24 protein-coding genes are annotated in these 25,443 nt (G+C 57.6%); 13 read left to right on the forward strand and 11 right to left on the reverse strand.

The annotated features are described in order from the left end of the window. Positions 1-470: 470 nt before the first annotated feature. Positions 471-2,708, forward strand: coding sequence for a catalase/peroxidase HPI (gene katG / locus AZE99_RS04455; protein WP_067198404.1), 2,238 nt, complete (start codon positions 471-473; stop codon positions 2,706-2,708). A gap of 918 nt (positions 2,709-3,626) precedes the next feature. On the opposite strand, the gene AZE99_RS04460 is transcribed toward katG, so the two are convergent. From AZE99_RS04460 to ligK, 5 genes are all read right to left on the reverse strand, one after another. Next, a complete protein-coding gene (locus tag AZE99_RS04460) occupies positions 3,627-4,454 on the reverse strand; it encodes an FAS1-like dehydratase domain-containing protein (protein WP_067198405.1) in 828 nt (275 codons plus the stop codon). Continuing rightward, on the reverse strand, positions 4,454-5,602 hold the full coding sequence (locus AZE99_RS04465; RefSeq protein ID WP_067198407.1) for an acyl-CoA dehydrogenase family protein: 1,149 nt from the start codon (positions 5,600-5,602) through the stop codon (positions 4,454-4,456). Before AZE99_RS04465 ends, AZE99_RS04460 begins: the two co-directional genes overlap by 1 nt. 188 nt (positions 5,603-5,790) lie before the next feature. Then, positions 5,791-6,678: an amidohydrolase family protein gene (locus AZE99_RS04470; RefSeq protein ID WP_067198409.1), complete on the reverse strand. Its 888-nt coding sequence runs from the start codon at positions 6,676-6,678 to the stop codon at positions 5,791-5,793. Then, on the reverse strand, positions 6,675-7,742 hold the full coding sequence (locus AZE99_RS04475; protein ID WP_067198411.1) for a 4-oxalomesaconate tautomerase: 1,068 nt from the start codon (positions 7,740-7,742) through the stop codon (positions 6,675-6,677). Before AZE99_RS04475 ends, AZE99_RS04470 begins: the two co-directional genes overlap by 4 nt. Next, complete coding sequence (ligK, locus tag AZE99_RS04480; protein ID WP_067198412.1) at positions 7,735-8,409, reverse strand: 4-carboxy-4-hydroxy-2-oxoadipate aldolase/oxaloacetate decarboxylase; 675 nt, start codon at positions 8,407-8,409, stop codon at positions 7,735-7,737. The genes AZE99_RS04475 and ligK overlap by 8 nt, the downstream gene beginning before the upstream one ends. Positions 8,410-8,508: 99 nt before the next feature. Here ligK and AZE99_RS04485 point away from each other — a divergent pair, with 99 nt between their 5' ends. From AZE99_RS04485 to AZE99_RS04535, 11 genes are all read left to right on the forward strand, one after another. Then, positions 8,509-9,654 (forward strand): LysR family transcriptional regulator, encoded by a 1,146-nt coding sequence (locus AZE99_RS04485; protein ID WP_067198414.1) that lies wholly within the window; start codon positions 8,509-8,511, stop codon positions 9,652-9,654. Between the two features lie 71 nt (positions 9,655-9,725). Next, positions 9,726-10,508, forward strand: a complete 783-nt coding sequence (locus AZE99_RS04490; protein WP_067198416.1) for an NAD(P)-dependent oxidoreductase — start codon at positions 9,726-9,728, stop codon at positions 10,506-10,508. Then, a complete protein-coding gene (locus tag AZE99_RS04495) occupies positions 10,505-11,527 on the forward strand; it encodes an amidohydrolase family protein (protein WP_067198418.1) in 1,023 nt (340 codons plus the stop codon). Before AZE99_RS04490 ends, AZE99_RS04495 begins: the two co-directional genes overlap by 4 nt. Continuing rightward, positions 11,521-11,976: a protocatechuate 4,5-dioxygenase subunit alpha gene (gene ligA / locus AZE99_RS04500; RefSeq protein WP_443027815.1), complete on the forward strand. Its 456-nt coding sequence runs from the start codon at positions 11,521-11,523 to the stop codon at positions 11,974-11,976. Before AZE99_RS04495 ends, ligA begins: the two co-directional genes overlap by 7 nt. A 1-nt stretch (position 11,977) precedes the next feature. After that, positions 11,978-12,820, forward strand: coding sequence for a class III extradiol dioxygenase subunit beta (locus AZE99_RS04505; RefSeq protein ID WP_067198422.1), 843 nt, complete (start codon positions 11,978-11,980; stop codon positions 12,818-12,820). Between the two features lie 18 nt (positions 12,821-12,838). Continuing rightward, a complete protein-coding gene (locus AZE99_RS04510) occupies positions 12,839-13,777 on the forward strand; it encodes a Gfo/Idh/MocA family oxidoreductase (protein WP_067198423.1) in 939 nt (312 codons plus the stop codon). Further along, positions 13,774-14,943, forward strand: coding sequence for a 4-hydroxybenzoate 3-monooxygenase (pobA, locus tag AZE99_RS04515; protein WP_067198425.1), 1,170 nt, complete (start codon positions 13,774-13,776; stop codon positions 14,941-14,943). The genes AZE99_RS04510 and pobA overlap by 4 nt, the downstream gene beginning before the upstream one ends. Then, entirely contained in the window at positions 14,940-15,935 is a 996-nt protein-coding gene (locus AZE99_RS04520; RefSeq protein ID WP_067198427.1) for an aldo/keto reductase, read from the forward strand. The genes pobA and AZE99_RS04520 overlap by 4 nt, the downstream gene beginning before the upstream one ends. Further along, positions 15,935-16,726: a CmcJ/NvfI family oxidoreductase gene (locus AZE99_RS04525; RefSeq protein ID WP_067198429.1), complete on the forward strand. Its 792-nt coding sequence runs from the start codon at positions 15,935-15,937 to the stop codon at positions 16,724-16,726. Before AZE99_RS04520 ends, AZE99_RS04525 begins: the two co-directional genes overlap by 1 nt. Before the next feature lie 65 nt (positions 16,727-16,791). Then, on the forward strand, positions 16,792-18,261 hold the full coding sequence (locus AZE99_RS04530) for a carotenoid oxygenase family protein (protein ID WP_067198431.1): 1,470 nt from the start codon (positions 16,792-16,794) through the stop codon (positions 18,259-18,261). After that, positions 18,258-19,178 (forward strand): NAD(P)H-binding protein, encoded by a 921-nt coding sequence (locus AZE99_RS04535; RefSeq protein WP_067198433.1) that lies wholly within the window; start codon positions 18,258-18,260, stop codon positions 19,176-19,178. Before AZE99_RS04530 ends, AZE99_RS04535 begins: the two co-directional genes overlap by 4 nt. Positions 19,179-19,188: 10 nt before the next feature. Here AZE99_RS04535 and AZE99_RS04540 read toward each other — a convergent pair whose 3' ends face one another. From AZE99_RS04540 to desA, 6 genes are read right to left on the reverse strand one after another with little or no spacing between them, the layout of a single operon-like run. Next, positions 19,189-19,683 (reverse strand): DUF3237 domain-containing protein, encoded by a 495-nt coding sequence (locus AZE99_RS04540; protein ID WP_067198435.1) that lies wholly within the window; start codon positions 19,681-19,683, stop codon positions 19,189-19,191. A gap of 12 nt (positions 19,684-19,695) precedes the next feature. Then, entirely contained in the window at positions 19,696-20,718 is a 1,023-nt protein-coding gene (locus tag AZE99_RS04545; protein ID WP_067198437.1) for a methyltransferase, read from the reverse strand. 12 nt (positions 20,719-20,730) lie between these two features. After that, the gene (locus AZE99_RS04550) at positions 20,731-21,603 is read right to left on the reverse strand and encodes a CmcJ/NvfI family oxidoreductase (protein ID WP_067198439.1); all 873 of its coding nucleotides are present in this window, start codon (positions 21,601-21,603) and stop codon (positions 20,731-20,733) included. Between the two features lie 12 nt (positions 21,604-21,615). Further along, positions 21,616-22,008, reverse strand: a complete 393-nt coding sequence (locus tag AZE99_RS04555) for a nuclear transport factor 2 family protein (RefSeq protein ID WP_067198441.1) — start codon at positions 22,006-22,008, stop codon at positions 21,616-21,618. A gap of 5 nt (positions 22,009-22,013) precedes the next feature. After that, the gene (locus AZE99_RS04560) at positions 22,014-22,724 is read right to left on the reverse strand and encodes a nuclear transport factor 2 family protein (RefSeq protein ID WP_067198442.1); all 711 of its coding nucleotides are present in this window, start codon (positions 22,722-22,724) and stop codon (positions 22,014-22,016) included. A gap of 33 nt (positions 22,725-22,757) precedes the next feature. Continuing rightward, entirely contained in the window at positions 22,758-24,161 is a 1,404-nt protein-coding gene (gene desA, locus AZE99_RS04565) for a syringate O-demethylase (RefSeq protein WP_067198444.1), read from the reverse strand. A 143-nt stretch (positions 24,162-24,304) separates the two neighbouring features. On the opposite strand from desA, the gene AZE99_RS04570 reads away from it, so the two are divergent. Continuing rightward, positions 24,305-25,426, forward strand: a complete 1,122-nt coding sequence (locus AZE99_RS04570; protein ID WP_067198445.1) for a cobalamin-independent methionine synthase II family protein — start codon at positions 24,305-24,307, stop codon at positions 25,424-25,426. Positions 25,427-25,443 lie beyond the last annotated feature (17 nt).

Here is a 25,443-nt window from a genome sequence, read left to right on the forward strand (position 1 = left end):
ACGAATTTCGAAGCCGGCGCCACTGGATCTGTTGGGCGTAAACCATATATTTTCGATTTTTTATGATTCGCGTGCTGTTTTTCGACGGAACAGTGATCGCCATCACAGCGCCGGTTAAAAGTTTCGGTTAACAAAATCTTGCGGCACCGAACTGATGGAGCACATATTCCGCTCCATCCCGGTGCCGCACAAACCCTTTATGGGTATCCAGGAGAAGTTCGACGGTTTATGCGACCCGACCGTCGAGCTTCTTTTGGCATGTCCGCATTCCGTGCACTGCAGGCTGTTTGCCGGCTCCCGCTCTTCCCCATCGCCCATTCGCGATTCTGGGAATGCGATTATCTAATCTTCGAGCGGAGATAATCGACAGGTTCGATCACTCTCAGGAAATTTACTGATTTCGTCATCTGCTCGAGTGAGCCTAAAGTTTCGGCCGTAACGATATTCGGGAAGAACAACAGGAGAGAAAGATGTTCAAATCACAAGTTTCGCTATTCGCCTTACTGGCCGCGTCGATGACGCCGCTGGTGATGGCAAGCCCGGCGCAAGCCCAAAAAACGGTAGTCCAGGATCCACCGGGCGCAATGTCCAACAAGGACTGGTGGCCGCAAAGCCTCGATCTTGCAGCGCTTCGCCAGCATGAGGCGCAGTCCAATCCTTATGGTGCCGACTATGATTATGCGGCTGAATTCGCTACCCTCGATCTTGCTGCGGTCAAGGAGGATATCCGCAAGGTTCTGACCACGTCGCAGGACTGGTGGCCAGCCGATTATGGTCATTACGGACCTTTCTTCATCCGCATGGCCTGGCACAGCGCCGGTACCTATCGCGTCGGTGACGGACGCGGCGGCTCGGATGGCGGCGAACAGCGTTTTGAACCGCTCAACAGCTGGCCCGACAATGTCAGCCTCGACAAGGCCCGCCGTCTGGTCTGGCCAATCAAGCAGAAATATGGCCGGAAATTGTCCTGGGGCGATCTGATGGTGCTGGCCGGCAATGTCTCGCTTGAAGATATGGGTTTCAAGACCATCGGTTTCGCCGGTGGCCGCGTTGATGCCTTCCAGCCGGATCTGGTCTTCTGGGGTCCGGAAGCCAAAATGCTGGCTGACAACCGTCGCGACGGCAAGGGCAATCTCAAAGGTTCGCTCGCAGCGACCCAAATGGGCCTGATCTACGTCAATCCGGAAGGACCGAACGGCAATCATGATCCGATCTCGGCTGCTGCCGATATCCGCCGTGCATTCGGTAATATGGCGATGAACGATGAGGAAACGCTGGCACTGATTGCTGGTGGTCATACGTTCGGCAAGGCGCATGGCGCGCACAAGCCCGAAGAATGTATGGGTGCCGAGCCTTCTGCTGCCGGTATTGAAAGTCAGGGCATGGGCTGGGCCAATAAATGCGGCAAGGGCAATGCCGAGGATACGATTACCAGCGGTCTCGAAGGTGCCTGGTCGGCCAATCCGATCGCCTTTACCAATCAGTATCTTGACAATCTGTTCGGTTTCGAATGGGTCAAGGCCAAGAGCCCGGCCGGTGCTACGCAGTGGATCCCGAGCGACCCGAATGCTGCAAACATGGTTCCTGACGCCCATATCCCGGGCAAGACCCATGCGCCGATCATGTTCACGACCGACATTGCGATCAAGGAAGATCCCGGTTTCCGCAAGATCGCCGAGCATTGGCACAAGAATCCCGATGAATTCGCGGCGGCCTTCGCTCGCGCCTGGTTCAAGCTGACCCATCGCGATCTCGGACCATCGGCTCGCTATGTTGGCGCCGACGCACCGAGCCAGAGCTTCATCTGGCAGGACCCGTTGCCCGCAGCGGACTATGCGATGATCAGCGATGCCGACGTTTCGCAGCTCAAGTCGAAAATTCTGGCTTCCGGCCTGTCGACTTCGGAACTGGTGCGCACCGCCTGGGCCTCGGCTTCGACCTTCCGTGGCAGCGATATGCGCGGCGGGGCCAATGGTGCGCGGCTGCGGCTCGAACCGCAACGCGGCTGGGCGGTCAACGACAAGGCGGAACTGACCAAGGTGCTCGGCAAGCTTGAAGCGGTCCAGAAGGACTTCAACAAGGGCGCCAAGGGCGGCAAGAAAGTGTCGCTGGCTGACCTGATCGTTCTGGGCGGCAATGCAGCGATCGAGCAGGCGGCAAGCAAGGCTGGCCACAAGGTCAGTCTGCCGTTCACACCCGGACGCGTCGATGCGACGCAGGAGCAGACCGATGCAGCGTCCTTTGCCTATCTCGAGCCCAAGGCGGACGGTTTCCGCAACTATTATGCCTCCGGTGCCGATCTGGCTCCAGCAGCGGCACTGGTTGACAAGGCCGACGCGCTCAACCTGACGGTACCGGAAATGACGGTGCTGCTCGGCGGGTTGCGGACGCTGAATGCGAACGCGGGCAATTCGTCCAACGGCGTGTTCACGGATAAGCCGGGTCAGCTGAGCAATGACTTTTTCGTCAATCTGCTCGACATGAAGACCAAATGGGCGAAGTCGGAGAAGAACGCAGGATTGTACGAAGGCCATGACCGCGACACCGGCAAACTGGTCTGGACTGCAACGCCGGTTGATCTGATTTTCGGATCCAATTCGGAACTGCGCGCCGTCTCGGAAGTTTACGCTTCTGATGATGCGGGCCAGAAATTTGCCGACGACTTTGCGGCAGCCTGGACCAAGGTGATGAACGCCGACCGTTTCTAGGTTACGTTTGAATGTTAGAAAGCCCGGTAGCCGCAATCCGCAGCCGCCGGGCTTTTCTTTTGCGTGATCATGCTTCGACAGGCTCAGCACGAACGGAGAGGTCGTAATCGTCCTTGTGCGGATCTAATTGAAATCACGATTTTCCCTTAATTACTGCGACTAGTCTCTCGAGAGTTTCCTGATTGGGCAGAACACGCGCGAAGGCGCGAAGCCGCGAAGGAACAAATTGGTGCACCACCCTTTGTGTCTTCGCGCCTTCGCGCGAGGAATGTAGATCCGCGTCCCTCTCTCCCGTTCGTCCTGAGCTTGTCGAAGGACGAGTGCGCGCAACCGTGCTTCGACAGGCTCAGCACGAACGGAGAGTGTGGTGCCATCCTTATTTGGATCCATGGATATTATGCTTGTTTCATAAACATTGGGCCATTCCGCCGAGAGCGATCCCATCCTCCGAAACGCGCGCGAAGGCGCGAAGCCGCGAAGGGAAAAGGATGCGCGTCACGCTTTGCGTCTTCGCGCCTTCGCGCGACAAATTCTCATCCACCTGCCGCTCCCCCGTTCGTCCTGAGCCTGTCGAAGGACGGGTGCGCGCCATCATGCTTCGACAAGCTCAACACGAACGGAGAGTTTGGCATCGTCCTCGTGTGGATCTCACTGAAATTACGGTCTCCCCTGAATATTTCGCCTTTCCTACACCGTGCCGGATCGCTTATTCTCGCAACCGTTAGGCTCTTTGACATTCTGGATATAATCGAAACGGCATTGCTAGACCGCCAGCAACCGGACCGGATTTTGCGTCAGGTCGAAAGGTCACACTCGGCGCAAGGCCGGCGAAGAGAAAACGGCAAGAATTTGCGCCTTCGGGGCAAAGGTCACAGAAAATAAAACGATACGCTGCTGTAAGGTTCGCAAGGGCGGTGCCTAGATCGTCGCCTGAGCGCTCATGATCTCTTTGCCGTCATGGCTGATCACGGCGAGCGTGATATTGTCGCCCTCCTGCCTGCCGACAAGATATATTGCGGCATTGGCAAAGGCAGGCGCTTGGCCCCGAAACGAAAAGCTGGAGAGCTGATTTGCACCCAGTTCGCTTGCTGCGAGGTCTAGCAACAATGTCGCCATCAGCGGGCCGTGCACGACAAGGCCGGGATAGCCTTCTTCCTGCATCGCATAGGGCTTGTCATAATGGATGCGGTGGCTGTTGAAGGTCAGCGCCGAATAGCGGAACAGCAAGGGCTCGGACGGGATGATTGTCTGCTGCCAGTCCCAGCCCTGAAGTTCCGGGGCGACGCTGTCGGTCTGACTCGCCGGTGAGGCAGTGGCGGCCGGTTCGCGATAGACGATATTCTGTCGTTCCCTGATGGCAACCCGTTCACCCACGCGCATTTCATGATCGACGGCAACAAATACCAGATCGCCGGACTTGCCCGACTTTTCCTCGATCGAGGCGACGGTCGACACGCGCGCCACTGTATCACCGAGCTGCAGCGGATGGTCAAAAGAAACGCTGCTCGACGCCCACATGCGGCGGGGCAGGGGGATGGGTGGCAGGAAGCCGCCTTTTGCCGGATGGCCGTCCTCTGCCAATTGCGCAGTCGGTGCATCGGGCAGGCAGAGGCACCAGTGCAGCCCCTGCGGAATGTCGTCGGTGACCGGCCGGTCGATGGTCGCGCAAAAGCGTTGCAGCAGACCCGGCGTAATCACATCATGGCGTGTCTCGCTCTTGCCGATCCAGTCTGCCCAGTCGGCCATCAATAGCTCCTCGGCAGGCCCAGCACATGTTCGGCGACATAGGAGAGGATCATATTGGTGCTGATCGGGGCGACCTGATAGAGGCGGGTTTCGCGGAATTTGCGCTCGACATCATATTCGGCGGCAAAGCCGAAGCCGCCATGGGTCTGGACACAGGCTTCTCCCGCTGCCCAGCTGGCTTCGGCGGCGAGCATCTTGGCCATATTGGCTTCCTCGCCGCAATTTTCACCCGCTTCATATTTGCGCAGGCCTTCGTGGACCAGCAGTTCGGCCGCGCGCATCTGCGCATAGGCGCGGGCAATCGGGAACTGGACGCCCTGATTCTGGCCGATCGGCCGGTCGAACAGGACTCGCTCCTTGGCATAGGCTGTTGCCTTTTCGATGAACCATTTGGCGTCACCGATACATTCCGCCGCGATCAGCAGCCGCTCGGCATTCATGCCGGAGAGAATATAGCGAAAGCCATTACCTTCCTCGCCGATCAGATTGGCGGCGGGCACGCGCATATTGTCGAAGAACAATTCGGTGGTGCTGTGGTTCATCATCGTCTCGATCGGCCGGATGGTCAGCCCGTTGCCCAATGCCGCGTTCATGTCGACGAGGAAGACCGACAGGCCATCGGTCCGCTTGCTCACCTGATCGCGTGGTGTGGTGCGGGCGAGCAACAGCATCAGATCGCTATGCTCGGCGCGGCTGGTCCATAATTTCTGGCCATTGATGACATAGTCATCGCCGTCTCGCTTGGCGAAAGTCTTGAGCGCCAGAGTATCGGTGCCGCTGGTCGGCTCGGTCACGCCAAAGGCCTGCAAGCGCAATTCGCCGGTGGCGATCTTCGGCAGATACTGGCTTTTCTGCTCGTCCGACCCGTGGCGGAGCATCGTGCCCATGATATACATTTGCGCGTGGACGGCGCCGCCATTGCAGCCCTGCGCCTGAATTTCCTCGAGGATTGCCGCTGCCGCAGAAATCGGCAATCCGGCGCCGCCAAATTCTTCGGGGATCAGTGCCGCAAGATATCCCGCCTCGCCGAGCGCAGCGACAAAGTCGCTCGGATATTCGCGTGCCTTGTCACGAGCGCGCCAATATTCGCCGGGAAATTTCTGGCAAAGCTTGGCAACCTCTTCGCGTATATCGCTGTAATCCTGCATAAATTCCTGTCCTTCAATCTTCTGCGGCTGACCAGCTGTGCTGCTTTTCCGGCAGTGACGGTAAAAGACACATTACCTGCACAGCGCCCGTTCGGCGGTCATCTTCAGATTGATTGAAACGAACTTGGCCGGAAGATCAACTGCCAATCACGCGATGACCGGTCCGGCGACAGTTGTGAGGCTGCTCGTCAGAGAGTCTCCGGCCAGTAGAGCCGCACCGGATTGTCGACGAGCAGCTTGCGCTGGAGGTCCCCGGTCACCGCAATTCTCGGGATCATATCGACCAAGTGACCGTCGTCCGGAATGTTCGATTGCATATTGGGATGCGGCCAGTCGGTGCCCCATATGACGCGATCTTGATAATCCTCGACCAGCGGCCGGACCGCTGTGGCAAAGTCATTCCAAGGATCACCGCTGGCATCGAGCCGGTCGGGGCAGGTTGCCTTGAACCAGATATCGGGGCGGGATTCGAGCAAGGTCCGGAAGGCTTTCATCTCCGGTCCGTCGGGGCCCTGGCTGACATCCGGGCGGCCCATATGGTCGACCACCACCGGCACCGGTATCGCATCGATAAAGGCGCGCATCTCGTCCAATATGTCGGCTTCGAAATAGATCACCACATGCCATCCCGCGGGCAGGCGACCGGCGACCTCGAGAAACTTGTCCTTGGGGGCATTGTCGACGAGCCGCTTGAGAAAATTGAACCTTACACCGCGAATGCCGCCTTCGTGCAGCGCCGCAAGTTCGGCCTCGCTGATCGCCGGATCAACCACAGCGACGCCGCGCGCCCTGCCGTTCGATCTGGCGATGGCATCCAGAGTCGCGCTGTTATCGGTACCGTGGCAGCTCGCCTGCACGATGACATTGCGCTCAAAACCAAGATGGTCGCGCAAGGCAAAGAGCATGTCCGGCCCTGCATCGGCTGGCAGATATTTAGCCTTCGGGCTGAACGGGAATGAAGCCTGCGGGCCAAAGACATGGCAGTGGGCGTCCACCGCGCCCGGCGGCGGAGTGAATGCCGGTTTCGACGGATTGCCATGCCAGCTGATGATCCGGCCCTCTGAATCGGCGCTCATGCGAAAATTTCTCCATCCATCAATTTGCGCGCGGTCCGCAGCATCGCAGCGCTGGTCACATTGCCTCCGTCATCCACTTCCATGACGCAGGTGGTCTCGCCGGTGGGATGTTCCACCGACATGGTTTTGCGATTGCCTTCGGGGATATCGGCAACCTCGGCAGCAGGAGAATCTTCGATCAGGCAGGCTGTGGCAACCGTGACGGCGGCGAGCACGCCGACGCTGGCATGGGCGCGCTTGGGGATGAAGCTGCGCACGGTGATCGCACCGCCGTTTCTGGGTGCGGCGACCAGCATCATCTTCGGCACAGATTTCTCCGCAACATCGCCGAGATTCATCCGCTCGCCAGCGGCCAGCCGTATCGCTTCGATCCGGGCCTTCACCTCTTCGGCTGCATCCAGTTGCTCACGGCTTTCACAGCCGGTGGCGCCGACATCCTCCGCCTTCATCACGATGCAGGGCATACCATTGTCGATCAACGTGCAGCGCACATCGTTGATAATGTCGACAGCATTGCCGGTTGGCAGCAGGGCCCCGCAACTCGATCCCGCCGTATCGCGAAACTCTAGCGGCACCGGAGCCGCGGTGCCGGGGACGCCATCGATCCGGGCATCGCCGGAATAGACCGGCATACCGCCCGAGGTTTCGACCGTGGCGACTGCGGTTTGCGCGGTATTCTCCATGAAAATCGCGACCCTGGTCTGCTGGCCCGTGGCGGCAACCAATCCGCGCTCGATGGCAAAGGGGCCAACGCCCGCCAGAATATTCCCGCAATTCTGCGCATCACTTACCAGCGCCTGATCGACAAAGACCTGCAGAAACAGATAGCCGACATCGATACCCTTGCGATCGGATTTGCGGATGACCGCGACCTTGCTGGTCAGCGGATCGGCGCCGCCCATGCCGTCAATCTGTCGCTCATCCGGCGAGCCCATGATGCGGAGCAGAAACGCATCCCGTTCCGCTCGATCGGTGGGTAGATCCTCTGCGAGAAAATAGCCTCCTTTTGACGTCCCGCCGCGCATCCACATGACACGGGCCGAGGTCATCGGAGCATCAGACATATTTCAGGCCTTCTTTCTCCAGCCGCTCGCGCATATTATACATATCGAGGCCGAGGATGCCGCTTTCCAGCTTCTGCCTTTTGTCTTCTTCATTGGCTTCCCGCTCCTGTGCTTTCTTCAGTACTTCGGCGGCCCTTTCGCGCTGAACGACACAGACGCCGTCATCGTCGGCGACGATCACATCGCCCGGATTGACCAGCGCACCGGCGCAAACGACCGGAACGTTGACCGATCCCAAAGTATTCTTGACCGTGCCCTGAGCGAATACCGCCTTCGACCAGACCGGGAAATTCATTTCGGTAAGATCGCGGACATCCCGGACACCGGCATTGATGATCAGCCCACGACCGCCGCGCGCTTGTGCTGATGTCGCAAGCAGATCACCGAAATAGCCATCTTCGCAGGGACTGGTCGGTTCCAGAACTAAAATATCGCCTTCCTGCATCTGCTCGATCGCGACATGGACCATCCAGTTATCGCCGGGTGCGGCGGATATGGTGACGGCATTGCCGGCGACGCGCGCACCGGCATAGATTGGCGTCATGTGCGAGGCCATAAGGCCGGTTCGACCCTGCGCTTCGTGGACTGTCGCCACGCCGCATTTGCCAAGGGCATCGACCAGTTTCAGATCGGTCCGTTCAATATTCTGGACTACGATATTTGCCATTTTCAAATCCTCCAACAATCATATCAATGTCGCAGGCAAGGCACGATTGCGCAATTTGGAACTTGGGCAGGGCTATAAGATTGTGCTAATCCTTGTTTCATGGAAATTTGGGACCTCAACTTGCGCCATTTGTACGCAGCCATGGAAATCTGCGAAAAAGGCAGCATAAGCGCTGCGGCAGATGCGGTAAATCTTACCCAGCCGGCGATAACCCAGGGGTTGGTGAAGCTCGAGACATTATTGGGACAGCCGCTTTTCGAACGTCATCCGGATGGCATGACCCCAACCGCCGCCGCGGTCATATTTGCCCCGAGGATCGAGGCTGCTTTGGCCAATATCGGTTCTACTCGTGTGACCATGGCGCAATTGCGTGCTTTTCTGTCAGTCGCAGAGCACGGTAGCTATCCAACCGCCAGCGCCATGTCAGGGCTGGCGCAACCGTCCCTGCACCGTTCGGTCGCCAATCTTGCCATTGCCCTGAAGCGCAAATTGCTGGAACGACGCGGCAAGGGCATGGCGCTGACCACGCAAGGGCGTGCGCTGGCCCGCTCCTTCCGTTTGGCTCGTGCGGAACTCGCGGCCGGATTGTCTGAACTGGAGGCGCTCAAGGGTCGGGAAACGGGCGTGATATCAATCGGCGCCATGCCCCTGTGCAGAGCCCGTCTATTGCCCAAGGCAGTGGCACAATTTCATTCAGCTTATCCCGAAAGCGAAATCCGGATCGTCGAGGGCAGCCACGCCGAACTGATCGAACCGCTGCGCGACGGCGAACTGGATCTGTTGATCGGAGCGCTGCGCGATCCATCTCCCGGCGATGATGTGCAGCAACAGTCGCTTTTCGAAGATCATCCGGTGATCATCGGTCGGCACGATCATCCGCTGAAGAACCAGCGGAGCGATCTGGAAAAACTCGCCAGTTATCCCTGGATCATTGCCGCGCCCGGTACGCCGCTGAGAATGCGCTGGGAGCAGATGTTCGAATCTGCGGGCGTAGCTTGCCCGGGTGTCCCGATAGAATGCGGTTCGGTCATCACCATTCGCCAGATATTGCTCGAAAGCGATTTCCTGACCCTGCTTTCGCCCGATCAGGTTGCTGTCGAGCTGGAGGCTGGGTGGCTGTCGGCAATCGGCGAGCCGCCGGAAGGCCTGCACCGGACCATTGGCACAACGACGCGTGCTGGCTGGATGCCAACCGTGATGCAGCGGGACTTCATGGCCATGCTTGAGGAAGCCTCGAATAACTGAATTCGCTTTAGCTTATAGCTGGACTTGCTTTCCAATTAGCAGATTCTGTGGCTTCCGGATAGCAAGAAGCCATGATTCAACCTGTCTCTCTTATCGGTTTCGGCGAAGCGGGATCAACCTTTGCCAAGGCGGGCGGCTGGGGTGATCGTGCGCGGGTTTATGATATCAAGGACAAACAGCCGGAATATGCAACAGCTGGCGTGACCGGATGTGCCGAGTTGCCACAGGCCTTGAAGAATTCACCTGCGATAATCAGTCTGGTGACCGCTGGCCAGGCGCGGGCTGTTGCAGAAATGGCTGCAAGAAGCATCGCGCCGGGTGCATTTTATTTTGATATGAATTCGGTGGCACCCGATACCAAGCGCACCGCTGCGGATCTTATCGGCGATGCCAATGGACGCTATGTTGATGTCGCCGTCATGGCACCGGTCCACCCCGCCGAACTGTCCGTACCGCTGCTGCTTTCGGGCGTCGATGCAGCCAAAGGCGCTGCTGTTCTGGCAGATATCGGTTTTGACAATATTCGCGTTGTGGATGGAGAGGTCGGCAAGGCATCATCGATCAAGATGATCCGTTCGATCATGGTAAAAGGTATCGAGGCACTGACGGCAGAAATGATGCTCGCTGCTCATGAAGCTGGGGTCGCCGATGACGTTCTGCAATCGCTCGGCCCGGAATGGGCTGGAAAGGCGGCGTATAATATCGAGCGCATGACAACTCATGGACTACGCCGGGCCGAAGAGATGGAAGAAGCTGCCTTGACCCTTGATGCTCTGGGGATCGAGCCGCTGATGACAAGAGCCACGATATCCCGCCAGCGGGAAATGGCGAAGAAGGAAGGATTGGCAGCATGAGCCTGATTATCGATTGTCATGGTCATTATACCACGGCGCCGGCCGCGCATAATGAATGGCGGGAGGCCCAGAAGGCGGCTTTTGCGTCGGGCGATGCAGTCGGGCCTTATCCCGAAATTTCGGAGGACCAGATCCGCGAAACGCTCGAGGCAAACCAGATCAAGCTGCTGAAAGAGCGCGGTGCCGACATGACGATATTTTCGCCTCGCGCATCGGCGATGGCGCCGCATATCGGCGATGAAAGCGTGGCGAGAAAATGGGCGCAGGTGAATAATGACCTGATCAAGCGCTGCGCCGATCTTTATCCCGAGACGTTCGTGCCCGTCTGCATGCTGCCGCAAAGCCCGAAGGCGGATATGCAGGGCAGTATCGAGGAACTGGAGCGCTGCGTCGACATGGGTTTTGTCGGCTGCAATCTCAATCCCGATCCCGGTGGCGGCAAGTTTGAACATCCGCCGCTGACCGACGAATATTGGTATCCCTTCTACGAGAAGATGGTCGAACTGGACGTGCCGGCGATGATCCATGTTTCGGGCAGCTGCAATCCTGCCATGCACGCCACCGGCGCTTATTATATTGCCGCAGACACGATTGCCTTCATGCAATTCATCCAGGGTGATCTGTTCAGAGATTTTCCGGATCTGCGATTCATCATTCCGCACGGCGGCGGCGCGGTGCCCTATCATTGGGGGCGTTATCGCGGCCTGGCCGACATGCTCAAGCAGCCCGATCTGTCCGGCCATGTGATGAACAATGTCTATTTCGACACCTGCGTCTACCATCAGCCGGGCGTCACTTTGCTGGCCGATGTGATCGACAACAAGAATATATTGTTCGGCAGCGAAATGGTCGGCGCCGTTCGCGGTATCGATCCGCAAACAGGCCAATATTTCGACGACACCAAACGCTATGTCGATGCGCTCGATATTTCTGATGCGGAGCGTCATGCGATTTTTGAGGGCAATGCACGGCGGGTCTACCCCCGGATGGACGCCCAATTGAAGGAGAGAGGATTGTGAGCAAGAGCCAGGATCGGGATATCCATGAATATCTCGCCGAACTGGAGGATATTCCGGGAACCCGCGTGTTCACCGCAGCACGGGCACGCAAGGGCTATTGGCTGAACCAGTTTGCGATGAGCCTGATGAAACCTGAAAATCGCGAGGCCTGGAAGGCGGACGAGAGAAAATATCTCGATCGCTGGCCGATGACCGACGAGCAGAAGGAAGCCATATTGGCGCGCGACTATAACCGTTGCCTCGATCTGGGCGGCAACGTCTATTTCCTGGCCAAGGTGTTTTCGACGGACGGGCTGAGCTTTGCCGAGGCGGTCTCGACTATGACCGACATGAGCTTTCCCGAATATCGGGACATGATGATGAAAGGCGGGCGGTCGGCTCAGGGCAATCGCTCGATCAAGGCCAATCTTGCCAGCGCGACCGCCGAGAATAACAAGGGAGTGAATTGATATGGCGCGTATTACAGCCGGTGTCGGCAGCAGCCATGTTCCGCTGCTCGGCGTAGCGGTCGATCAGGGTAAGACGGAAGATGAATATTTCGGCCCGATATTCAAAGGCTATGAATGGACGAAAAACTGGGAAAAGGAAGAGAAGCCGGATGTGATAATCCTGGTCTATAATGACCATGCTTCTGCCTTTGACATGAAATTCATTCCGACCTTCGCCATTGGCTGTAGCGAGAGCTACAAGCCGGCGGACGAGGGCTGGGGGCCGCGCGACGTGCCGGATGTCGAAGGCCATCCCGACCTCGCCTGGCATATAGCGCAGAGCTTGATCCTCGACGAATTTGACATGACGATCATCAACGAGATGGATGTCGATCACGGCCTGACCGTGCCGATGAGCATGATGTATGGCCAGCCCGAGAAGTGGCCGGTGAAAGTGGTGCCGCTCGCGGTCAACGTTGTCACTTATCCGGTGCCCTCGGGCAATCGCTGCTGGGCGCTGGGCGAGGCGATCAAACGCGCGGTGGAGAGCTTTCCGGAAGATCTGAACGTACAGATCTGGGGAACCGGCGGCATGAGCCATCAGTTGCAGGGGCCGCGCGCCGGTCTGCTCAACCGCGAATGGGACAATAAGTTTCTCGATCTGATGGTCGGCGATAGCGATGCTGCGCGTTATATTCCGCATATCGAATATCTGCGCGAAACCGGCAGCGAAGGCATTGAAATGGTGATGTGGCTGATCATGCGCGGTGCGCTGGGCAAAAAGACGAAATGCCTGCACCGACACTATCATATCCCCTGCAGCAACACGGCGATCGGGCATATCGTGCTCGAACCCGACAATTAATTCGACGGAGAATATATCATGAGAATTGCACTCGCCGGTGGCGGCGCTTTTGGTGAAAAACATCTCGACGGCCTGAAGAACATCGAAGGTGTCGAGGTTACTGCCTTGGTTGGCCGGCGGCTGGAACCGACGCAGGCGATGGCCGAAAAATATGGGGTCGGTTTTGCGACCACCGATTATGAAGCGATGCTGGAGCGGGATGATGTCGATGCGGTGATATTGGCCACACCGACGCAGATGCACGCCGACCAGGCAATCAAGGCGATGAATGCCGGCAAGCATGTCGAGGTGGAAATTCCGCTGGCCGACAGCTGGGCCGATGCCGAGGCAGTGCTGGACAAGCAGAAGGAAACCGGCCTTGTCTGCATGGTCGGCCACACCCGGCGCTTCAATCCCTCCCATCAATATGTTCACAAGAAGATTGCGGCTGGCGAGTTCAATATCCAGCAAATGGACGTACAGACCTATTTCTTCCGCCGCCAGAATATGAACGCCAAGGGCCAGCCACGCAGCTGGACCGACCATCTGCTCTGGCACCATGCGGCACATACTGTCGATCTGTTCGCTTATCAGGCCGGCCCGATCATCCAGGCCAATGCCATCCAGGGGCCGATCCATCCGGAACTGGGCATTGCGATGGACATGTCGATCCAGCTGAAGGCGGAAAGCGGCGCGATCTGCACCTTGTCGCTCAGCTTCAACAATGACGGGCCGCTGGGGACCTTCTTCCGCTATATCGGCGATACCGACACCTATATTGCGCGCTACGACGACCTGGTGAACGGCAAGGAAGAGGTCATTGACGTGTCCAAGGTCGATGTGTCGATGAACGGTATCGAATTGCAGGACCGCGAATTCATTGCTGCCATCCGCGAAGGCCGCGAACCGAACAGTTCGGTTGCGCAAGTATTGCCTTGCTACAAGGTTCTTCACGATCTGGAGCAGCAGCTCGGGTGAAAACCCGGGTTGCCATAATTGGTGCGGGGCCGGCTGGATTATTATTGGGTCATTTGCTCCGCGCCGAGGGTATCGACTGTGTCATCGTCGAGCGCCGGGCACCGGAATATGTGCTGGGCCGGATCAGGGCAGGCGTTCTGGAACGCACAACCACGGATCTGATGGACCGGCTGGGCATTAACGAGCGATTGAATGCCGAGGGGCTGAAGGAAGCAGGCTTCGCGCTTGCCGATGGCGAACGGCTGATCCGCATCGATACGCTGGGCCTTACCGGCAAATATGTGACGGTCTATGGCCAGACCGAAGTGACCCGCGATCTGATGGATGCGGCTGCCGAACGCGGCCTCGAGATCATCTACGAAGCAGCAGATGTTTCGCTCCACGATGTCGATAGCGACATTCCCTATGTCACCTTCGAAAAGGATGGTGCGGGCCAGCGCTTGGACGCGCAATTTATCGCCGGTTGTGATGGCTATTATGGTCCGTCACGAAAGGCGATTCCTGCTAAAGTGGCGAAGGAATTCGAACGCGTCTATCCGTTCGGCTGGCTGGGCATGTTGGCCGACGTTCCGCCCTGTCATGACGAACTGATCTACGCCAATCACGACCGCGGATTTGCGCTTGCATCGATGCGGTCGAAGACGCGCAGCCGCTATTATATCGATGTTCCCCTGACCGAGAAAGTCGAGGACTGGTCTGATGAGCGCCTTTGGGATGAACTTGCTGTCCGCCTCGGCCCGGAAGCGGCGGCCAATATCACGCGCGGGCCGTCGATCGAGAAAAGCATCGCGCCGCTGCGATCCTACGTGTTCGAGCCGATGCGCCATGGCCGTCTGTTTCTCGCCGGGGACGCAGCGCATATTGTTCCGCCGACCGGTGCCAAGGGATTGAACCTCGCCGCATCCGATGTTGCCTATCTGTCCGACGCATTGATCGGCTTTTTCAAACAGGGCGATAATGATGCCATCGCGGGCTATTCGGCAAAAGCCTTGGCAAGAATATGGAAGTCGGAACGCTTCAGCTGGTCGCTTACCAAGCTGATGCACCGCTTTCCCGAGGATGGACCGTTTGAACGGCAAATGCAGATGGCGGAACTGGACTATATCGCAAGCAGCGTTGCTGCGCAGACAAGCATCGCGGAAAATTATGTAGGGCTACCTTTATGAGCATTTCAAAACGCACCATCAACGGCCACAGCGTCAATCCGGTCGGGCTCGGCTGCATGTCTCTATCCTGGGCCTATGGCGTGCCGCCGCCGGAAGAGGATGCATCGAAGCTGCTGCACCGTGCGCTCGATCTCGGCTATGATCATCTTGATACGGCGAATATTTACGGACTTGGTCATAATGAAACGCTGATCGGCAATGCTCTGAATGGTCGCCGGGAAGAGTTTTTCCTCGCGACCAAAATGGGGCTGGTGATTGATGGCGACAGACGCGGTGTTGATTGCAGCCCAGCGGCGATCCGCCGATGTGTCGAGGAATCTTTAATCCGCCTGCAAACCGATCATATCGATCTCTATTATATGCACCGCCGGGACTTTAATGTGCCGATTGAGGAATCGGTTGGCGCGATGGCGGAGCTTATCAAGGAAGGGAAAATCGGCAGCATCGGATTGTCCGAAATGTCCGCCGAAACCTTGAGAAAAGCAGCGGCGGAGCATCCCATTGCGGCGGTTCAGACCGAATATTCGTTGTGGACGCGAAATCCGGAAATTGCGGTTCTCGAAGCCTGCCGTGAACTGGGCACAACGCTGGTTGCCTTCTCTCCGGTTGGGCGCGGCGTTTTGGCCAATGGCGTGCGCGATGTGAATGCGCTGGCGGAGAAGGATCTGCGCCGCAACATGCCCCGTTTCAACGAAGACAACTGGCCGAAAAACCTGCATTTGGTCGATCAGTATAATGCGATCGCGGCGGAAGAAGGCGTAACCCCGGCGCAGCTTTCACTGGCCTGGGTCTTGTCCAGAGGCGAACATATTGTCGCTATCCCCGGAACCGCTGCCATCGCCCATCTCGAGGAAAATCTCGCTCGCTGGGACTGGGAACCTTCAGCTGAAACGCAGGCGCGGCTCGATGCGCTGATCAATCAGGCAAGCGTCGCCGGACCACGCTACGGTGAGATGATCCAGAAAACCATCGACACCGAGGAATTTGCCTGATGACGATCGATGCCATTATCAATTACGCGGCGCGCACCGATTTTCGCCAGCGCTATTATGCCAATGATCATAGCAAGGATACGGTGGTGGTCGAAGGCCGCTTGATGCCCTTGATCGATGCCAGGGCTTGCGCGCCGAATCTGGACAAAGAAGGCTTCAAGCTCGTGCACCACGCCAGTGCCGTGACGGATTTTACCGATCGGGCCCAAATTGCCGCGATCCATGCCGATGAAATCATCGCGCTGCTCAAGGCTGAAACCGGTGCAGATATGCTCATCGTTTCAGGTCCGGGAATCTTGCGCTTCAGCGAAAAAAGCGCCGAGGCCGGCGCGCATAACAACAGCATGCCGGCCCGCTTTGCCCATATCGACACCAGTGCGGAAACGGCCAGAGGATTTGCGCAGGCCAGCCAGCCGGAAGGCACCAAGGTTCGCCGCTATGCCCATTATAATGTCTGGCGCTCTTTTTCAGGTCCGCCGCAGGACGTGCCGCTTGCGCTCTGTGATGCGCGGTCCGTCAGCGCGGATGATCTGCTGATCGCCGACGCTCTGTTCGATGAAGCGGGCAAGCCGGACTGGGGCTTCGAAAGCTATCTCATCGCGCATGATGATGCGCATCGCTGGCACTGGTTTTCCGATATGGCGATTGACGAAGCCCTGATCTTCAAGACCAGCGATTCCGAATATCAAAACCCGGTGCCGCATGTTGCCTTTGATCACCCGCAGGTGCCGGAAGACTGCCATCCCCGCGCCAGTGTGGAGATGCGAGCCGTCGCCTATTGGTACGACTGACCGAGCTTGCGCAGCCAAGCCATTTGCGCTAGAAAACTAACAAATGTTATTGTTGGGAGAGTGGCATGGCAGAATTTCCGGGAACGCCTGATTATTTCGGGCTCAACAAGCCCATTGGTCGGGAATATGATCACACGGATCTGGAAGTAGAAGGAAAGATACCGGCAGAAGTGGCGGGTACGTTTTTCCGCGCGGTTCCGGATCCGGCCTATCCTCCGTTCATCGAAGATGGCGCTGCGTCCTTGTCCGGCGACGGCATGATTTCTGCCATAAGGCTGGGTGACGGCAAGGCTGCTATCTCAATGCGCTATGTTCAGACCGAACGCCACAAGGCCGAGGACGCGGCTGGCGAAGCGATATTCGGTAAATATCGCAATCCCTATACCGACAAGCCCGAGGCAAAGGGGCTGGACCGGACGGTCGCCAACACCACGCCGATCTGGCACGCCGGACGGCTGTTGCTGGCGAAGGAAGATGGCAGGCCCTATCGGGTTGACCCGAACACGCTCGAAACCATCGGCTCGCATGACTTTGGCGGAAAGCTGAAGTCCGAAACCGTGACCGCCCACGCGCGCATCGACCCGGAGACCGGCGAGATGTTCATGTTCGGCTATGAAGCCGATGGCCTTGCCTCGACCAAAGTGGCCTATTTCATTGTCGACAAGGATGGTGAACTGACCCGCGAACAATGGTTTGATGCACCCTATTGCGCGATGATGCACGATTTCACGATCACCGAAAACCATGCGCTATTCCCGATCTATCCGACGACTTCCGACCTCGACCGGCTGAAGGCGGGCGGCGATCACTGGGGTCATGAAATGGAGCTGGAAAGCTGGGTCGGCGTGATGCCGCGCTATGGCGATGTGTCCGAAATGCGATGGTTCAAGGGGCCCAAGGGCGTGTCCTGTTATCATATGATGAACGCGCATGAAGATGCCGACGGACGCATCCTGTTTGATCAGTGCCTTTCCAATGTAAACGCATTTCCGTTCGTGCAGCGCGTGTCGGGGCTCAACATTCCGCCATGGGAAATGGGCGGCAGGCTTGCCCGCTGGACGCTCGACATGAACAGCGACAGCAATGAAATTGTCGAAACGTCCATTGGTCCATCGGGCGACTTTCCGGTCATAGCGGCAGACAGGCAGGGCAGGGATTATGACCATGGCTGGATATTGACGATGAACCCCGAAATGCTGGGACCACCAGTTTTTGGGGGGCCGGTTGGCGTGATGTTCAATATGCTGATGCGCATCGATCTGAATGGCGGACCACCGCAGGCCATGCCATTGCCTCCCGCGCATTGTATCGAGGAGCCTGTGCATGTGCCGTCGACACAAAATGGCCATGAAGGATGGCTGGTCGCAGTTGTTGACGAACAGACCGGACCGGAAGATTTCAAACATCAATGCTGGATCATCGAGGCTGGCAATGTTGGAGCCGGACCGGTCGCGAAAATTTCGATACCGGAGAGGCTGCGGCCGCAAATCCATGGCTGGTGGGTCAGCCAGGCAAAGCTTGACGCTGCCGCATGACGAAAATTGTCATTACCGGCGCGTCCGGTCAGTACGGGCGCTCGGCCACCGACAAGCTAATCGCCATGGGGCGTGGAGAAGATCTGATCCTGATCTCGCGGACGCCAGCCAGGCTGGATGATCGCATCGCGCAAGGCTGCACGGTGCGATATGGCGATTTCGACAAGCCGGAGACTTTGGCTGAAGCAGTCGCGGGTGCCGACAGGATGTTGCTTATATCCGGCACCAGGGTTGGCGCACGTGTACAGCAGCACAAAGCGGCCGTTGATGCAGCGGCCGCCAACGGTGTGCAGCATATTGTCTACACCAGCTTCGTCAATGTCGAGGAGGACAATCCCGCGATAGTCACCATCGACCACCGCGAAACGGAAAAGCTGATCCGGCAAAGCGGCTGCAGCTGGACCTTCATGCGCGATGCCCATTATGCCGGCGCGATGATCCTGAATGCCGGGCCCGGCTTTATCGCGTCGGGCCTCTGGCAGACGAGCACGGCCGGCGGCAAGGAAGCGATGGTCTGGCGAGAGGATTGCGTGGCTAGCGCCGTTGCGGTGCTGACCCAGGATGGCCACGAGAACAAGGCCTATCCGATCACCGGACCAAGCAGCGAAAATTTTGCCGAGGTCGTGGCCATGCTGAACGATATTGTCGGCTGCGCGGTCCAGCTGGCCGAGACGGATGATGACGGCATGTATGCCATGTTCGATGCGATGGGCATCCCGCGCGAACCGATTGATGACCAGACAGTCGCCGGCATTCCCTGGAACAGCGATGACATGGTCAGTTTCGAGCGCAGCATCCGCGAAGGCTATCTGGATATCTGTACCGATGACGTGGAAAAACTGACCGGCAGGAAAGCCCGTTCCGTGCGCCAGATGATCGAGGAAAACCGGGCGTTTCTGAAGCAGCAGATTCCCTGAAAAAAGCTTCTCAGGTCAGCGCATAATAGCGCAGTAAATTGCCGTCCGGCTTGCGTTCGCCCACGCCAACAAAGACATGGCGGGTCAGCCAGTCATGCTTGCCCGCGGATACTTCGAAGGTCGGCTGGCCGCGCAGATAATAGTCAGCATGATCAACCGCAGGCCCATTGTCGAAAGCCCATGCGCGAAGCCGGTTCATCGCGTCGGGGGAACGGCCCCAGAGAAAGCCTCGGTTCTGCATATAGATGATCGTCCCGTCGTCTTCTTCCAGGCAATAGCGGGCATCAAAGCGGGCGGTATCATCCTCGCCGAAATGCGCATAGTCACCGCCGGAATTGGGGATCGCCTTGCCGCGCAATCTGGGTCCTTCAAATGTGCCCTCATCGACCAGCACGGCGCTGCGCATCCCGCCTTGCGGCAAGCCCGGGATACTGAGCACGCGGGTGAATTTGAGCCGGCATTCAAAGGCAAATTCGAGATGCGGCTTGTCCATGGTCGATAGCATGTCGGTTCCCTTTTACGGTTTGTCTGCAGTGACCAGCGAATAATATCCGCCGCCGGTGCGTTCTGCCTGAACGTTGACGAAGCCGACGCTTTCCAGAATTTCGGTAAATTCCGGCAGCGAATATTGCCGGCCTCTGGTTCCCAGCAGCATGAGCATGGAGAAGGCCGCCGCGACGAGCGGCCCGGTGCCATGATCATCCATCAATATTTCATGGAGCATGATCCGGCCTCCGGACGGGAGCGCCGCGAAAGACTTCCCGGCCAGCAATTTGCATGTCTCGTCCGACCAGTCATGGAATATATTGGAAAAGAAATGGGCGTCATATCCTGTGGGCCAGTCCTGCCGGAACATGTCGACCGCGACAGTAGCGACCCAGTCAGCAGCACCTGCATTTTCGATATAGCGCTGCGCGGATACGCACATGGTATCAATCTCAAGCACTGTCGCATGGAGGGCAGCATTCGCCTGCGCCATTTCGATCGAGAAAACAGCCGAGCCGCCGCCGACATCCAGCAGTCTTTCGATTTTGGAGATTACCGGCAGTTGCGCTACGGCTTTTGCAGCCGCAATACTGTGAGAATTCATGAACGCCGCGATATGGTCGGCCATTTCCTGAGGCAGCGCTCCACGCTCCCATTCCTCGGTGTAGGAAAGGCTTTCGGACCCTTTCTCGCCGGTCTGAAGCGTTTCGACCATCTGCTTGTGCAGCGGCATTGCTTCCTGAAAACTGCCAAGCAGAGGGCCATAATAGCCTTCCGCTTCCGGATGCATCCAGGTGCGGGCCAGCGCCGTGGAACGCCATTTGCCACCCCGCCGTTCGACCATGCCGAGGGCAGCCAGCAATCCGAGATGGATGCCGAGAGCCCTGGCTTCCGCGCCCAGCCGTTTGGCCAGAGCCTCTGTCGTCAGTGCTTCACCGGAAATCGCGGCAAATGTGCCGACTTCATCTGCCGCCGTAATGCAGGGCAGAAAATAAGGCGTTAGCCACAGATCCCAAAATGCACCATCGTCACTCGTGGCGGGTAGCGCGGTCATGGCTTTCTGCTCCTAGTCATTGGTGAAATAGGCAGTGCCGCGAAATTCGAAACTGCGGCGCTCGATCGCATCCGGGCGGCTGGTGTCGGGAAAGGCGGTATGCGGCGCGCGCCATGCGCCGCTATGGTCGGAATCGTAGAATTTGATGAAGATAATCTCATCTTCCGTCATGTCCGGAAAATACCACCAGCGGTGATCGGGCGAATGGCGGAATATGGTCGCGGCCATCATATCCTCCTCGCCCGGGATCTCGGCAAACAGGTCATCGCCGGTCGGAATGACATCGACATCGACTTTTGTATTATGCGTGCCTTCCCCGTCCTTAACAGACGGCCCCTCGCAGAGGGCCAGGGGCCAGTCCTGCGGTGGTGGCGATAGCACGCGCCATAGGGAAAAGCAGATGAAGCGATCATAGCCTTTGCCGTCGGGCCGCTGCGCCCGATAGAGCATCTCCGCCAGCCTGTTCGCCGACTTCTCGGTGAAGTCGACATGGGCTTCGCCAGCCGGCGGCTGCATTTCCTTGCTGGTTTTTCCCGATGTGCGGATCATTCCGCCCATCGGAATGACAAGATCGGCACCGGTCATGCGCTGGACCACTTGCTGCACCTGTTTGGCATATTCGCCGTCGGGTCCGTAATTGGCGGTCCAGTCTTTTATGTCGGTGTGGTGCCGGTCGATGGCAAAGCCATGTTCGTCGAGCGTGAATGGCCCGGCCAGTCGCGCGTTCCTTATTTTTACATCATAAGGCGCATATTCGCCGGTATTATATTCTTCGCCGGGTGCCCAGAAACGGCGGTTGATCAGCGAAGTCGGCAACAGATACTGGATCTTTGCGTCAATTTCAGCGGTGGCGGGACTCAATGCGGCGTCGCTATCAGCGGTCATTCTCTAATCCTCCTAAAAGTCCAGGCTGCCCCTTCGCTCGACAAAGCGCCAGCCGTCAGCCGTCAGCGTCAGGCGATCCTGATAGCTGCCGACTTTTGGTGCCTGGTCGGGGCCGGTGAAGAGCAATATCTGGCTGGAAGCCGTTGCTGTGCCACCGGGTGAGACCATGACGCGTATATTGGCGCAGATATGACGCGAGGCTCGTTTCGGACGGGCGCGAAACGCTGCCAGAATCGCATCGCGTCCTTCGACAAAATCATCGGGTGCAGTGGGCCTGCTCATCCGGCCGTCCGCCACATAAAGCGCGGCGACCGCAGTCCAGTCACCCGCATCAATCAGCGCCGCATAATCGATGATCAATCGCTCACAGGCGCGTTCCGCGATCAACAGGTCCACTGCATCCATCGGCGTCAGTCCTTGAACCCTTCGCGGGCGCGGCTGTTGTCCACGACAATCGGTTCGCCGGTTACCGGGTGAGGATAATGGAAATCGACAATGTCCGTGGCCGGCCAGAGGCGCGGTACCGGGTCAATCAATTCATCGGGGCCCAGCGGATCTTCCGGGAAACAGGTCGTCGCCATCGGGATGAAGTCGATCGGCGTCTTCTGCCAGCCGTCGGCGAAACTGCCGTGCCAATGCGGGAAATAGCGCAATGCCTTGATCTTCCAGACGCCGCTTTCGCGAACATATTCATTCTCGTAAATGCCGCCTTCCCACCAGGCGCGGGCATCGCCTTCCGCCGTTTCGTGCAGGCCTGCCTGCATCATCGAACGTCCGCGTACCTGGGCGGTCTTGCGATCATTGGCGACATCTATGACCATTTGCAGCTGCGGGTGATCGAGCAGCCAGCCATATTTGGGGCCATTGTGGCCGGCGGTGAATATATTCTGGAACCGTTCCTTGTACAGGCGCTCTACGCCGGCCCTGCCTTTGTAAATGCCGCCGAGAAACCACACGTCACCATCTTCGGCGAACAGGTCGACACATTCGTTATATTGCGATTTGTCGATGAAATATCCGTATGTATATTGAAGTCGTCGGATCTGGTTTACATCCTGTTCAATCCCCAGTTCATGCTCCAGCTTGTCAATGCGCGCCGTCAGAGCTGCAATCTCAGACATATTATAACCCTCTCGTTTTATTGTTTATTTTGTTTATTTTGCTGATTTAGTGCGCCAGCTCTCGGCGTAGGCGGTGCGCGCAACTTCCGAATAGGGAGTCGGTGCGACGATCGCCTTGATCGTTACCTGCCGATGCGGCTCGACGGTCGGCTTGCTGGTGCCGCCATCCGGCTCGCCCCAGATGAAGTCGACCTCGGTGCCCGGCTCGGCATATTTTTCGTCGACCATCGCCAGCGTCAGCATCTTGCCTTCATTGGCGGTATAGCCGATCCAGGTGGACAGGCCGATCAGCTCGCCGTCGACTTCGACCCGGTCAAACGGATGCATCGCATAGACCGCGCTCGGGAAGTCTATGAATTTCGCGCGCAGCCCCTCTTTTTCAAACTGGGTATAAATGGCATCTGTCACCGATGCATTGTCGAGCGCCAGCGTGACCTTCTTGCGCTTGGGCTGCTCTGCCATTTTTTCGAGCGCCGCGCGGCCGATGAAATCATGATCGAATTTCACAAAAAATCCGTAACCCAGATCCCAGGGGCTGAGATAATAGCCTTCGACGCTGTCGGGAACATAGCTGCCTCCGATGGAGGCATTGGCTTCATAATCCTTGCCGGTCAGCCATTCGCGATAGGGCTTCATCGCCTCGCCAGTATAGATGGCTGGCAGCGGGGAGGGGATCCAGCCCGATTCGAGCGTGTTGGATGAATAGGTACGGCCGCCGACCAGTTTCATGTCATGCGCTTTGCCGGCTTCGACCAATGCGCTGTGCACCGCTTCGCGCTCTTCCCAGGGACCCATGAGTTCATATCCGGGCTGACCAGCCATACCGTGCCGCAGGGCGTGGACTTTCTTGCCGCCAATTTCCATCCAGCACATGTGGAAGAATTTCAGTTCCGGAGCCGGCTTGCCGGTTACATCTTCAATCACCTTGGCGGAATTGGGACCTTGCACCTGATAGCGATAGTGCCGCCGGTTTTCCGGATCGGGCCGCGCAGCGGTCCGTTCGTCATAGGTGAGCGTCACGTCATGATCACCGGTTTCCGCGTGGAAGGTAATCCAGTTCAGCGTCGGCGCTCGGCCGACAAGGTTGAATTTATTCTCGGCCAGATAGAAGAGGATGACATCACCGATCACGAAGCCATCGTGGCTGACGGGCACAAACTGCTTGGCGCGGTCCGGGACAAAATTCTTGAAACTGTTGATGCCAATGCCATTCAGAAATTCGAACGCATCCGGGCCTTCAACCATCAGTTCGGCCATATGATAGGATTGGTTGAACAATACACAGCTGTCATTCCACGCCCGCTGCTCGACGCGCCAGTTGGAAAATTCCGCCGGAACGCCGGGATAGACATTTGGTCCAACCTGCTGGTTGCGCAAAAGCTCAACGGTGTCGCCCGCTTTTTCCAGAATCTGCTCAAGTGATTGTTGATTTGCCATCGGTCCATTGCTCCTAAGAATATTTTATGCGCAACAATTTTGGTTGCAAGTTTGACTTTCAATATGTTTGTATGTGTTGCATACCAGAACGTCAATTGCAATTGTAAGCAAGGCATACAAAAATATAAAGATCGGGAGATGGGATGAAGATTGCAACCACACATGTTGGAAGTCTGCCAAGGGGCGACGAACTGGTTCCGCTCCTGCTCGCCCGCGATCACGGCGAGCCCTATGACGAAGCGGAATTCGATGCCAAGGTTCAGGCGGCTATATCCGCTGTCGTAGACCAGCAGATTGCAGCGGGTGTTACCTATGTCAGCGATGGCGAACTCGGCAAGGTTGGCTATTCCACCTATATGACCGAGCGCTTGTCCGGCTTTGGCGGCGATGTACCGCGCAAACCCGCGCTGGATCTCGCGCCGCTGCCCGAGTTTCGCAAGAAGCTGGGCGCGATCATGGGTGATCAGGAATTTGTCCGTGCGGCCTGCATCTCCGAGGTCAAGCTGGTCAATCTCGAGCCTTGTCATGAAGATATCCGCCGGTTCAAAAAGGCTACCGAGGGCAAGTCCGTCGAGGGCTTTATGAATGCCGCTTCGCCCGGTCTGATCACCGCATTCCAGCCGAATCAATTTTATCCGACGCATGAAGCCTATCTGGCTGATCTGGTCGACGCCATGCGTCCCGAATATGAAGCCATTGCCGAAGCCGGATTCTTTCTGCAACTGGATTGCCCCGATCTCGCGATGTCGCGTCACACCGGCTATCAGGATGCCAGCGAGGCAGATTTTCTCAAGATCGCCGAGGCCAATGTCGAGGCGTTGAACGCAGCGACGGCCAATATTCCCAGGGACAAGTTGCGGATGCACATCTGCTGGGGCAATTACGAGGGGCCGCATGATCACGACATTCCGCTGGAAAGCATTGTCGATCTCATCCTGAAGGCACGTCCCGACACGGTTCTGTTCGAGGCCGCCAACCCGCGCCACGAACATGAATGGAAGGTCTGGGCAGACGCGACGATTCCGGACAGCAAAATATTGGCGCCGGGCCTGATCGACACCTGTTCCAACTATGTCGAGCATCCGGAGCTGATTGCCCAGCGGCTCGAACATTTTATCGATATCGTCGGTGTTGAGCGGGTTATCGCATCGACCGATTGCGGCTTCGGAACCTTCGCCGGATATGGCAAGATTGATCCACAGGTCTGCTGGAAAAAGCTCAAGGCACTGAGGGAAGGGGCGGATATCGCCGCTGCTCGCCTTTAAATATTGGCCGAGTCGCC

Source organism: Sphingorhabdus sp. M41 (genome assembly GCF_001586275.1).
Lineage (GTDB): Bacteria > Pseudomonadota > Alphaproteobacteria > Sphingomonadales > Sphingomonadaceae > Parasphingorhabdus.